Source organism: Pantoea sp. AG702 (genome assembly GCF_003182295.1).
Taxonomy (GTDB): Bacteria; Pseudomonadota; Gammaproteobacteria; order Enterobacterales; family Enterobacteriaceae; genus Pantoea; species Pantoea ananatis.
Genome location: NZ_QGTU01000001.1, coordinates 1212882 through 1224921, shown reverse-complemented (window position 1 = coordinate 1224921; position 12040 = coordinate 1212882). Strand labels below are relative to the sequence as shown.

At 54.9% G+C, this 12040-nt stretch carries 9 protein-coding genes; 5 read left to right on the top strand and 4 right to left on the bottom strand.

What is annotated here, in order from left to right:
- The first annotated feature begins 16 nt into the window (after positions 1-16).
- Entirely contained in the window at positions 17-235 is a 219-nt protein-coding gene (locus tag DFO57_RS05850) for a DUF1272 domain-containing protein (RefSeq protein ID WP_013026040.1), read from the top strand.
- Positions 236-382: 147 nt separating this feature from the next.
- Here the strand turns inward: DFO57_RS05850 and rsmF are convergent, their stop codons facing one another.
- From rsmF to yebS, 3 genes are all read right to left on the bottom strand, one after another.
- On the bottom strand, positions 383-1810 hold the full coding sequence (rsmF, locus tag DFO57_RS05845; protein ID WP_199226566.1) for a 16S rRNA (cytosine(1407)-C(5))-methyltransferase RsmF: 1428 nt from the start codon (positions 1808-1810) through the stop codon (positions 383-385).
- A gap of 77 nt (positions 1811-1887) precedes the next feature.
- Positions 1888-4527 (bottom strand): PqiB family protein, encoded by a 2640-nt coding sequence (locus DFO57_RS05840; protein WP_015700191.1) that lies wholly within the window; start codon positions 4525-4527, stop codon positions 1888-1890.
- Complete coding sequence (yebS, locus tag DFO57_RS05835; protein ID WP_013026037.1) at positions 4496-5740, bottom strand: membrane integrity lipid transport subunit YebS; 1245 nt, start codon at positions 5738-5740, stop codon at positions 4496-4498. Before yebS ends, DFO57_RS05840 begins: the two co-directional genes overlap by 32 nt.
- 211 nt (positions 5741-5951) lie before the next feature.
- Between yebS and DFO57_RS05830 the strand changes: the two genes are divergently transcribed.
- The 4 genes from DFO57_RS05830 to htpX all read left to right on the top strand — a co-directional run bounded on the left by DFO57_RS05830 (position 5952) and on the right by htpX (position 10447).
- Positions 5952-6452 (top strand): GAF domain-containing protein, encoded by a 501-nt coding sequence (locus tag DFO57_RS05830; protein ID WP_013026036.1) that lies wholly within the window; start codon positions 5952-5954, stop codon positions 6450-6452.
- 96 nt (positions 6453-6548) lie between these two features.
- Positions 6549-7250 carry an RNA chaperone ProQ gene (gene proQ / locus DFO57_RS05825; protein WP_013026035.1) on the top strand — a complete coding sequence of 234 codons (702 nt, stop codon included), beginning with the start codon at positions 6549-6551 and terminating at the stop codon, positions 7248-7250.
- Between the two features lie 19 nt (positions 7251-7269).
- The gene (gene prc / locus DFO57_RS05820) at positions 7270-9315 is read left to right on the top strand and encodes a carboxy terminal-processing peptidase (protein WP_014605697.1); all 2046 of its coding nucleotides are present in this window, start codon (positions 7270-7272) and stop codon (positions 9313-9315) included.
- Between the two features lie 250 nt (positions 9316-9565).
- Entirely contained in the window at positions 9566-10447 is an 882-nt protein-coding gene (gene htpX, locus DFO57_RS05815) for a protease HtpX (RefSeq protein WP_013026033.1), read from the top strand.
- A 48-nt stretch (positions 10448-10495) separates the two neighbouring features.
- On the opposite strand, the gene DFO57_RS05810 is transcribed toward htpX, so the two are convergent.
- On the bottom strand, positions 10496-11857 hold the full coding sequence (locus tag DFO57_RS05810) for an MFS transporter (RefSeq protein WP_013026032.1): 1362 nt from the start codon (positions 11855-11857) through the stop codon (positions 10496-10498).
- Between the last annotated feature and the right edge of the window lie 183 nt (positions 11858-12040).

The window sequence follows — 12040 nt, the reverse complement described above, 5'->3', positions numbered from 1 at the left end:
CGCCGAGGAAGATGCCATGCTGGAACTGCGCCCTAACTGTGAACGCTGTGATATTGATTTGCCTGCGGCATCCCACGATGCGCGCATCTGTTCGTTCGAGTGCACGTTTTGCGCCGCCTGCGCTGAGCAGCACCTTAAAGGGCGGTGTCCGAACTGTGGCGGTGAACTGGTCCGGCGTCCTGTCCGGCCTGCCGCTAAACTGCTGACGCACCCGGCCAAAACGCGTCCCGCCTGAGGTCATGACATCACAACGCCGGCTTCTGCCGGCGTTCTTCCATTCTCATTACCGCTTGTCTTGCCCGCTAACCTCCCCGAATCATCCCCTTTGCAAGGTGAAAATGGGATCATTTAGTGACAGTGTCACAAAAGGCGGGTGGGGCGATTACCGGAACAGCCTGCCGTCGCGCACCAGCTCGCGCGGATAGCTGTTTTTAATACGGCTGCCAACACGTTTAGCCAGCCCGAGCGGCTGATCCTGATAGGTCACTATCATTTCATCCCGCGTGGGGACGCTTTCAGGATAAATATCGCGACCGCGATACCACTCTTCAGCTTCAGCTTCGTTTAGCGCAAACGTCTGATCGGGGCGCGGGGATGCAAGGGCAATGACGGCCTCGTGTTGCCAGCGATAGCCTTTTGCAAAGGTTTCGGCCAGCTTCAGGCCAATCCGCGAGAAACGGACCTTACCTAACAGCGGTGTCACACCGGCCGGGAACAGCCAGATCTCCTTATCGCGCTGCCAGAGCTGAAGGTTGTCATCCCACTGAATCGCCACCTGCGCCGCCGACGCTACAATCTCGCTTTCAAGTTTGCGACTGACGTGGCTGAACGGCAGCTTACCCACTTTATAGGTCGGCTCAGGTAGCCGTGTGACAGAGGCGGTTTTACGCAAGCAGGCGACAAAGAACCCTTCGCTGTCGAACAGGTGCGGGAAAACGTGAAGATAACCTTCAGGCGTCGCGGCCCGCTCCGCCCCGGCAAATAACCCATTCAACGGGGCGATTTCAACGGCGTCCGGATAGCGCGCCAGCAGCCAGGCGACAACCTGTTGGTTCTCAATCTGATTAAGCGTACAGGTAGAGTAAACCAGCGTACCGCCGGGCTTGAGGGCGTGGAACGCGCTTTCGATAAGTTCGCGCTGAGTCTGCGCGATAGTCTGCGTGCTGGTCAGCGACCAGTTTTTCAGGGCATCAGCATCTTTACGCATGACGCCTTCACCCGAGCAGGGCGCGTCCAGCAAAATGGCATCAAACTGTTCCGGCAGCGCAGGCCCAAAGACGCGGGCATCAAAGTGGGTCAGGGCGCTGTTGGTTACGCCGCAACGGGTTATGTTGGCATGAAGCACTTTGACCCGGCTGGCGGAAAACTCGTTGGCCAGAATAACGCCCCGGTTGTGCATGCAGGCGGCAATCTGGGTGGTCTTGGAACCGGGAGCAGCAGCCATATCCATGACGCTCATGGCATCGGGCTGGGCCGCAAACAGTGCCGTCACCGGCAGCATTGAGCTGGCTTCCTGGATATAAAACAGGCCGCTCAGATGCTCCGCAACGCTGCCCAGCGGCAGGCTTTCGTCCTCGCGATTTATCCAGAATCCTTCCGCACACCATGGAACCGGCGTCAACTGCCAGCCGTAATGCGCGGTTTGTGTCAGAAAGTCACTAACGCCGATCTTTAAGGTGTTAACGCGCAGGCTGCGACGTAATGGCTGCAGGCTGATGTCAATAAACTGCTGCAGGTCAGTATCATCGGGCAAGCTCTGGCGTATCAGATCGAGGAATTCGGCAGGGAAGCGTGAGGCGGAGTCGGACACGGATAAGTTCTCTTTGAGGCAAAGGCGGCAGTGTAGCACGCCAAAAGAAAACGGGCAGCCTGGGCTGCCCGTATGGCTTAAGGTTGATTCGGGTCGGGGATCGCAGTTCCCCAGTTACGCCAGTCTTTAGGCGGTTCATCCTGCAGCAGGAAGTGTTTGTTTGACGTTGCCTGAGGTGCCAGCGGCACGGTCGGCGGCGTAGCAAACTGAATACCGCCACGGATAAACTGCTGGAAGGTGCCGGTTTTCACCACGCCGCCAATCAGGCCAAAGTCCAGGTTATAGCCCGAGGCCAGCCAGAACACCGAATTGTTGCGGACCAGGTGCTGGTATTTCTTACTGATACGCAGCGCGATTTGTACACGGTCTGCCATATTCCCCAGCGATGTACCGGTCACCGTGCCCACTTCTACCCCGCGGAACAGCACCGGCGTACCCAGCGACAGGGAACCCGCTTCGGTCGCATCCACATAGATGTTCAGGCCGTTAAGGTAACGTGAATCAGTAATGGTGCTTTCCTGCAGCTCAAAGGTGCGCGCGCCACGGCCTTTACCCGGATCGACGTTGACATAAGGCTGGAGGATCGTTTCCAGATGATTTACACCTGCGGCAGAAATTTCTGGCGATACTACCGAGAAACGGCTGTCGACGCGGGCAAAACTCTGCACATATTCAGGGTAAAGTACGGCCTTCGCCACCACCTGATTGTTGTCATCGCTCAGCGACAGCGACTCGATTTGTCCCACGTTGATACCGAGATAACGAATTGGCATGCCGGCGGACAGCTTGCTGGCGTCATAGGTATGTAACGTAATCTGGCTGCCCACGGCCCGTGCAGCCGTTTCAGACGGATAAAGCACGCGCTTCGCGCCTTTATCAATTTTCGCGCCCGTCAGGTTGTCGAAGCTAATGGCGCCTTTCAACGCCCGGTTTAGCGGCGAGGCCTGCACGGTTAACCCACTGCCGTTAAGCTGAACGCGTGCGCCGCCTTCTGCCCAGAACACACTTTCAGCAGAGAGCAGTTTGCGGTATTCCGGTTTGATGTGGACCGCGATATCAAACGCATCAGCACGCGGGGTGACTTGAGTAATTTCACCGACCTGGAATTTACGATAGAGCACAATCGAGCCGGCCTGAACGTCTGGCAGGCTTTTCGCCGTCAGCATCAGCGTGGTGGATGGGCCATCGCCGGTAATGCCTTCTTCCGCGCGTTCAGCATCGGCAAAGAGGGGATAGGCCGTCTTAGGTGCGCCTTGTTTACCCGGCTCCAGACGAATACCGCCATCGACCCACTCGCGGGCGCTGGCGCCCAGCACCTGCATGCCATCCAGGCCGAATTTCACGTCAAGGCGACTGTTCACAATGAATTTACTGTCGCCGTGGACCAGTTGGCGCTGGTCAGGATTGACCGCGACAACAAAATTAACGCCATTTGCATCCAGATCCCGGGAAATCACCTGACCAATTTTTAGCCCATGCAACATCAGGGGTTGGCCGGCATCGATGCCGTAGCTTTCGGGGGCGCTCAGTTTCACGGTGAGAACATTGGGTTGCTGCAGCAGCGTTTTATTGGGTGCGACCACCGTAAAATGCTGCTGCGGTGCACCATCGCCAGGCACCAGCTCAAAGGTGTTACCGGTCAGCAGGCTGCTCAGGCTGGTATCCGTGAGGCTGAGTTTGGGGCTGCGCATCTCAATACGCGTGCCTTCACGCATCAGTCCCACGACAGAGGGATCGATCGTCATCTCACCGGTCACTTTACCGCCATCCTGTAGATTCAGTTTGGTCAGGGTGCCGACTTCTAAGCCCTGATACATCAGGGGCGTACGGTTGGCTGAGAGATTATCCCCGCTGGGCAGATCCAGCGATATCAGCACGCCCCTCTGGCTGTGAGCCAGGTCGGGATAGAGCTGATAGTTCTGATCGGTTTTGGCGGCTTCCGCGCCCTCAGGCGAGTCAAAGGCGATAGCGCCGTTGACTAAGGCTGACAGGCTTTCTAGCTGTACTCTGGCCCCGCTCAGGCTGACGTCTGCATTCATTCCTGACACATTCCAGAAGCGGCTGCTGGTTTTCACCAGGTTCACGAAGCGCCGCTCAATCAGGACGTCAATCGACACGCCGTTGTTCTGATTGTTAATGCTGTAATCGTAGACACGGCCCACCGGGATTTTGCGGTAATACACTAACGAGCCAGTGTTCAACGAGCCGAGGTCGGATGAATGCAGGTGAATCATGAGCTCACCGGTATTCACGCGGTATTTCGGTTGGGTATCCAGCGCGGTAAAGGTGTCACTTTCTTTACCATCGCCTGGCATCATGCCGATGTAGTTCCCCCCCACCAGCGCATCCAGACCGGAAACCCCCGCCAGTGAGGCTTTTGGCGTGACCAGCCAGAACTGCGTATTTTCACGCAGCGCATCGCGCATGTCGCTCTTAATGCTGGCCTTGATCTGAATCTTTTTGTAGTCGTCGCTAAGATTGATGCCCTGCACAGTACCGACTTCCACGCCCTGATAGCGGATAGGCGTGCGGCCGGGCACGATGCCATCGGCCGTCTGGAAATTGATGGTGATGGTCGTGCCGCGCTCTTGAAAATTGGTCCAAAGCAGCCAGCCCGCAATCAGCATTGCGATAATGGGCAGAAGCCAAAAAGGTGAAATTTTACGCTTGTTGCGCAGCGTAGCATTAGTCGGTGTAGTCGGCGTTTCCTGTTGCATGTGCATCCCAGAGCAGGCGGCTATCCAGCCACTCAACGGCCATAATGGTCAGGATCACTGCCGCGCCAAAATAAAACGCAGCGGGTCCCATGGTAAAAGCCAGTAGTTGATCGCGATTGACCAACGACATGGTTAGTGAAATGACAAACAGATCCAGCATAGACCAGCGTCCAACCCAGGTCACAAAACGTAGCAGACGAATGCGGGTTTTCAGGCCCTGTTCGCAGCGGAAATGGATACTGAGCAGCAGCGCCAGCATCACCAGCACTTTGGTGAAGGGAACCAGAATACTGGCGATAAACACCACGGCTGCGACGGGCACGTTACCGGATGCCAGAGACAGGATGCCGGAGAAGATCGTGTCTTCACGGCGCGATCCGTTCAGGTACACCACCGAAATCGGCAACAGATTGGCGGGAATCAGCAGCACAATTGACGCGATAAGGGCGGCCCAGGACTTTTGTAAGCTGTGGCGGCGCCGAAAATCAAGCGGCGTATGACAGCGCGCGCAGCGGCCGCGGGCGTCAGGAATATCGGTGTAGTGGCAGTTAAGGCAGACCTGAAGATCGTCACGCCGCGTCACCTGGTGCGACTGGGGATAAAAGTGCTCCCAAAGCTGCTCCATGTTCAGATGAATCAACGTAATGACGCTCAGCACGGTTAGCGCCACATAGGCGACCAGCCCATAGCCTAATTCGAGGTCGGCGTAATCCTGGACTTTTATGGAGGCGACGGCGATGCCAATCAAAAAAATATCCAGCATCACCCACTCTTTGAGCTTATCGAGCATCAGCAGCACCGGGCGCAGATTCATCCCTAAACGCTCACCCAGGGCCAGATAGCCAATGCCTGCCACCAGCGTCACCGGCGCGCCGATAGTACAGAACGCCACCATCGAGGCGGTCAGGACATTGCCCTGTAGCGTCATCTGAACGATACCTTCCAGTACGCTGGCGTCAATGCGCATGCCCAGCAGGCGAATGTCGATAAGCGGCATGCTAAAAGCAAAAGGCATCAGCACCAGCATCGTGGCCGCCATCGCCAGCAGACGTGTCATTGACCAGTCGCGGCCGCTCACAATTTGCGCGTTGCAGCGGGGACAGTGGGCTGACTGATACGATTTCACATCTGGTAAGGAAAAAAGGGTATCGCATTGCGGACAACGCTGATAACGTGCCTGAGGCAATGTCTGGCTGATAGCGTGAATTTTCATAAATTAGTGCATGTTTCGCTTATTGTGATTAACGCAAAGGGTCAGTAAGACATCGCCTGGGTACCTGTCTCGGGTATCACGCTTCGATCCACAGAATGTTAAGGTTATAGTAACTAACGCTATGATTCACCTTATGGCTATGGATTTTTAGTGCTTATTTTTAACAAGCGGAGTGGTTAGCCGCTCGGATGTCACTGGTAACGGTTGAATAATGAACAAAACTGCCTTTTACGCCGATTTAGATCGCGATATGCGCGCCTTACTGGCGGGAGAAACGGCGTTCCTCGCTGCAATGGGTAATTTTAGCGCGCTGTTGTATGAACGTCTCGAAGGCGTGAACTGGGCAGGTTTCTACCTGCTAACGGAAGCCGATACGCTGGTTCTGGGCCCGTTCCAGGGGAAAATCGCCTGCGTGCGCATTCCCGTGGGCAAAGGGGTTTGCGGCACCGCACTGGCGCAACAACAGGTGCAGCGTGTTGATGATGTCCATGCTTTCCCTGGCCATATCGCCTGCGATGCCGCCAGTAATGCAGAAATTGTGATTCCTCTGAAAATAAACGGTCAGGTTGTCGGCGTACTGGATATCGACAGTGTGGAATACAATCGCTTTGATAGTGAAGATGAAAAAGGGCTGGTCGCCTTGACTAACGGGCTTTGCGACGTGCTCGCGAACAGTGACTTAGAAAAATATTTGCAGCTGACGCGTAGCTAATCGACTGGATTGCATGGCATTTGGCGATGTTGTCATTATAATGTCGCCTGTTCATGCCTGCTCTGGTCGGCAAACCCGTAGTAATCAGGAAATTTCATGGAAAATCAACCTAAGTTGAATAGCAGTAAAGAAGTCATTAGCTTTCTGGCGGAGCGCTTTCCGCACTGCTTTAGCGCTGAAGGCGAAGCGCGTCCGCTCAAAATCGGTATCTTTCAGGATCTGGTAGAGCGCGTTCAGGGCGAAATGAACCTGAGCAAGACGCAGTTGCGTTCGGCCTTGCGTCTTTATACCTCTAGCTGGCGCTATCTGTACGGTATCAAAGCGGGTGCCACCCGTGTGGATCTCGATGGAAACCCCTGTGGTGTTCTTGATGAGCAGCACGTGGAGCATGCCCGTAAGCAACTCGAAGATGCCAAAGCGCGTGTTCAGGCACAGCGCGACCAGCAGCGAGCCGCTCGTCGCGAAGCCGGTGAAGGCGAAGAGGGTGCCAGCGCACCACGTCGCCCACGCAAGCCTGCTCCGCGTAAACCGGCAGAAGGTGAGGCCGCGCGTAAGCCGCGTCCACAGTCTGCTGAGCGTCCTACTGCATCGCAGAATCGCAAACCGGCACCACGCCCGGAGCAGCAGGCTAAACCCATCACTGATACCTCAACTTTGCAACCCGGCCAGAGTATTAAAGTTAAAGCAGGCAAAAGTGCGATGGACGCAACCGTTCTGGAAGTGTCGAAAGACGGCGTCCGGGTACAGCTCGCTTCCGGCATGGCAATGATTGTGCGCGCAGAACATTTGCAGTTCTGAAACGGAGGCTGACCCCGGCATGAACACCCTTTTAAAAGTTGGATTGATTGCGGGCCTGCTGTTGTCAGGCCCTTCCTTTGCGGCCGAGAACATTACACGTGCCGATCAAATTCCACAGCTGCATGAAGATCCGCAGGATGCGACGGTAAGCGAGCGCGTGACGTCGCGTTTTACCCGTTCTCACTATCGTCAGTTCGATCTTGACGGCGCCTTCTCGGCCAAGATTTTTGACCGCTATCTCAATATGCTCGACTACAGCCACAACGTGTTGCTGGCGTCGGACGTTGCACAGTTTGCCAGCAAGAAGACCCAACTGGGTGATGAGCTGCGTAGCGGTAAGCTGGATATTTTTTACGATCTTTATAATCTGGCGCAAAAACGCCGCTTTGAGCGCTATCAGTATGCGCTTACGGTGCTGGCGCGTCCGATGAACTTTACCGGCAATGATACCATCGATATTGACCGTTCTAAAGCGCCCTGGCCGAAAGACCAGAGTGAGTTGAATGCGCTGTGGGACGCCAAGGTCAAATACGATGAGCTGAGCCTTAAACTCGCCGGTAAAGACGAAAAAGAAATCCGTGAAGTGCTGACCAAACGTTATAACTTTGCCATCCGTCGTCTGGCGCAAAGCAACAGTGAAGATGTATTCCAGCTGGCAATGAACGCTTTTGCCCACGAAATCGATCCGCACACCAACTACCTTTCACCGCGTAATACGGAGCAGTTCAACACCGAAATGAGCCTGTCGCTCGAAGGGATTGGTGCCGTGTTGCAGATGGATGATGACTATACCGTTATCAACTCTATGGTGGCCGGTGGTCCGGCGGCGAAAAGTAAAGCGATCACCGTTGGCGACCGCATCGTCGGCGTCGGTGAGCCTGGCAAGCCAATGGAAGACGTTATCGGCTGGCGTCTGGATGATGTGGTCGCCAAAATCAAAGGGCCGAAAGGCAGCAAGGTTCGCCTTGAGATTCTGCCTGCTGGCAAAGGCACTAAGACCCGTATTGTGACCTTAACGCGTGAGAAAATCCGTCTGGAAGATCGCGCGGTTAAAATGAGCATTCACACTGTCGGTAAAGAAAAAGTCGGCGTGCTCGATATTCCTGGCTTCTACGTTGGCCTGACCGATGATGTCAAAGTGCAGTTGCAGAAGCTGCAAAAGCAGAACGTTGACAGCATCGTCATCGATCTGCGCACCAACGGCGGCGGCGCACTGACCGAGGCGGTTTCGCTTTCTGGCTTGTTTATTCCAAGTGGCCCGGTTGTTCAGGTCCGTGATAACAATGGCCACGTGCGTCAGGATAGCGACAACGACGGCATTGTTTATTACAAAGGCCCGCTGGTGGTGCTGGTTGACCGCTTCAGTGCTTCTGCATCAGAAATTTTTGCAGCGGCAATGCAGGATTATGGTCGTGCGCTGATCGTCGGCGAGCCCACCTTTGGTAAAGGCACCGTTCAACAGTACCGGTCACTGAACCGCATTTACGATCAGATGCTGCGTCCGGAATGGCCTGCGCTGGGTTCGGTGCAGTATACGATTCAGAAGTTTTATCGTATCAATGGCGGCAGTACGCAGCGCAAAGGCGTGACGCCGGACCTGTTGATGCCAACCGGTGTTGAAGCGGCGGAAACGGGCGAGAAGTTCGAGGACAATGCGTTACCGTGGGACAGCATTACGGCCGCGACCTACACCCGCACAGGTGATGTCAAGGCGCTGGCGCCACAGCTGACCAAAGAGCACGATGAGCGCATCGCTAAGGATCGCGAGTTCCAGTACATCATGAAGGACATCGCCCGCTTTAACGCCATGAAAGACAAGCGCAACATTGTGTCGCTCAATCTTGCCCAGCGCGAGAAAGAGAACCACGAGGAAGATGCGCTACGTCTGGAACGCATTAACGCGCGCTATCAGGCTGAAGGTAAAAAGCCGCTGAAGAGCCTTGATGATTTGCCGAAAGACTATAAAGAGCCCGATCCTTATCTGGATGAAACGGTAAAAATTGCCAATGACCTGGCGCAGCTGGAGAAATCCTCACCTGAGGCACCGGCAGCCAAAACCAACTAACGGCATAACCCGGGTTACCCAAAGCACCGCCCAGCGCGGTGCTTTTTTTTATCATTAATTTGGCAGTGATAAGCGTCGTTAATGTGTTCGTCTGAGCGGTTTCCGACAGGTTGCGCGAAAGGTTGTGTCATATTGTAAAGTTATGTCTTTTTAGACACTTAAACGTTAAGGTCGCTTGAAAACCCGCACAATGCTCATAGGATATGTATCCGCGCATGAGCGCATGAACTACTGAGGAAGATTAACCGTTATGATGCGTATTGCTCTTTTCCTGCTGACCAACCTGGCTGTGATGTTGGTATTCGGGCTGATTCTCAGCCTGACAGGAATCCAGTCAAGCAGTGTTCAGGGCCTGATGATAATGGCAGGCTTGTTTGGCTTCGGCGGTGCGTTTGTCTCACTGCTGATGTCGAAGTGGATGGCGCTACGTTCAGTTGGCGGTGAAGTGATTGAGCAACCGCGCAACGAAACCGAGCGCTGGTTAATTGACACGATTGGCCGACAGGCACAGCAGGTCGGTATTGCTATGCCCCAGGTCGCTATCTATCACGCGCCGGATATCAACGCGTTCGCAACCGGTGCGCGACGTAATGCCTCGCTGGTGGCGGTTTCTACTGGCCTGCTACAAAACATGAGTCGTGATGAAGCGGAGGCGGTGCTGGCGCACGAGGTGGCGCACATTGCGAATGGCGACATGATCACCATGACGCTGATTCAGGGTGTGGTGAACACCTTTGTTATCTTTGTGTCGCGTATCCTGGCACAGATTGCGGCGGGCTTTATGTCCGGCAACCGTGATGGCGAGGAGAGCAGCAACGGAAATCCGCTGGTCTACTTTGCTGTCTCGATGGTGCTTGAACTGGTATTCGGTATTCTGGCCAGCATCATCACGATGTGGTTTTCACGTCATCGTGAATTCCATGCCGATGCCGGCTCGGCCAAACTGGTGGGGCGCGAAAAAATGATTGCGGCTTTGCAGCGTCTGAAAACCAGCTATGAGCCGCAGGAACCCAGCAGCATGATGGCGTTTTGTATTAACGGAAAAGGAAAATCATTTAGCGAACTCTTTATGTCGCATCCACCGTTAGATAAACGAATCGAAGCGCTGCGCAGCGGTGAATACCTGAAGTAACCCTCACGAAAAAGGCGACGGCAACGTCGCCTTTTTTTATCGCTGAACTCAGGCTTTCATTCGTGACAGGCTGAGAAGGGCGGCGACGGTAGAGAATCCTCCCGCTAATAACAGCGAGGCATGGGTTCCGCCATTTCCCATCAGATTGAACATCAGCGCGACCAGCGCCGCGCCGCTGCTCTGGCCCAGTAATCGCGCCGTGCCTAACATACCGCTGGCACCGCCGCTGCGGTTGCGCGGCGCAGCAGTGACGATTGTATGGTTGTTTGGCGACTGAAACAGGCCAAAACCGGCTCCGCACAGCATCATGCGCCAGATAATATCCATGTCGTCAGGTTGGGCAGGCAGCCGGGCCAGCAGGAACAGCCCGCTGGCAAACAGTGCCAGACCAATGCCGCCGAGCAGACCGGCATGGACCCGCTCAATCAGGCGGCCCGCAATGGGTGAAAGCAGCATGGTAGCAAGAGGCCAGGGCGTCAGCAGCAGGCCTGTTGCGACTTCATCGCGACCCAGTACGCTTTGCAGATAAAAAGGCAGAGAGACCATCGCCAGCATTTGTGCACAGAAAGAGCAGACGGAAGTGCAGATCGACAGTGCGAAAATGGGAATACGCAGCAAGTCAACCGGCAGCAGCGGCACCTCCATCCTTAACTGACGACGGATAAAGAAATAACCGACCAGGATGATCACCACAATTTCGCTGGCGATCAGCCAGTGGGGCTGTCCCTGCGCAAATCCCCCCAGAGCCGAAATCAACAGCCCGAAAAAAAGCGCATTCATCACCGCACTGGTGATATCGAACTTCTGGGTTTTTGCCCGTTGTGGGTTATCGGGCAGATAACGCAACGCCAACCAGAGTGTCACTGCACCCAGCGGCAGGTTAATCAGAAATAACCAACGCCAGCTGGCAACAGAAAGAATGGCTGCCGCGACGGTGGGACCGGCAGCGGTTGAGATCGCCACCAGCAGTGCATTGATGGCAATGCCCCGACCCAGATAGCGAGGAGGATAGATAATGCGTATCAGCGCTGTATTAACGCTCATGACCGCAGCACCGCCAAGCCCCTGCAAGACACGCGCAACGGTCAGCATCGTCAGCGTGGATGACAGCGCGCAGAACACCGATGTCGCGGCAAAGACCACCAGGCCGAACTGATAAACGCGGCGGTATCCAACGATATCGCCTAAAAAGGACAGCGACAGCAGTGAAGCCACAATCGCGATCTGATAGGCGTTAATGACCCAGACCGACTGGGCCGGGCTGGCCTGCAGCTCACGTGAAATGGTTGGGAGAGCCACATTGGCAATTGAGCCGTCTAACACCGCCATGATGAGGCCAATGGCGATTGTCAGAATAGCCCAGTACCGTTGTGGCACAGGAAGTCCGCCGTCAGAAGAAGAGAGTGACATAGAGGCTAATATTAAAGAGTGTGAATATCATCATGCTAATCAATTGGCGGACAAAATGCACCGCGCCGGAATGAAAAATATATTTTACAGATGTTACAGACCTTGAAAGTTTGCCGGAGCGAGGCGCCGCAATCTATACTGCAACCCCGTTCCGTTTTTTTTGAAACACGTATTCAAGGTGAG

What these genes read in the sequence shown, in the direction of transcription:
- DFO57_RS05810 (WP_013026032.1), bottom strand. Translation starts at nt 11,857, where the DNA reads ATGTCACTCTCTTCTTCTGACGGCGGACTTCCTGTGCCACAACGGTAC.
- DFO57_RS05840 (WP_015700191.1), bottom strand. Translation starts at nt 4,527, where the DNA reads ATGCAACAGGAAACGCCGACTACACCGACTAATGCTACGCTGCGCAAC.
- yebS (WP_013026037.1), bottom strand. Translation starts at nt 5,740, where the DNA reads ATGAAAATTCACGCTATCAGCCAGACATTGCCTCAGGCACGTTATCAG.
- DFO57_RS05830 (WP_013026036.1), top strand. Translation starts at nt 5,952, where the DNA reads ATGAACAAAACTGCCTTTTACGCCGATTTAGATCGCGATATGCGCGCC.
- proQ (WP_013026035.1), top strand. Translation starts at nt 6,549, where the DNA reads ATGGAAAATCAACCTAAGTTGAATAGCAGTAAAGAAGTCATTAGCTTT.
- DFO57_RS05850 (WP_013026040.1), top strand. Translation starts at nt 17, where the DNA reads ATGCTGGAACTGCGCCCTAACTGTGAACGCTGTGATATTGATTTGCCT.
- htpX (WP_013026033.1), top strand. Translation starts at nt 9,566, where the DNA reads ATGATGCGTATTGCTCTTTTCCTGCTGACCAACCTGGCTGTGATGTTG.
- prc (WP_014605697.1), top strand. Translation starts at nt 7,270, where the DNA reads ATGAACACCCTTTTAAAAGTTGGATTGATTGCGGGCCTGCTGTTGTCA.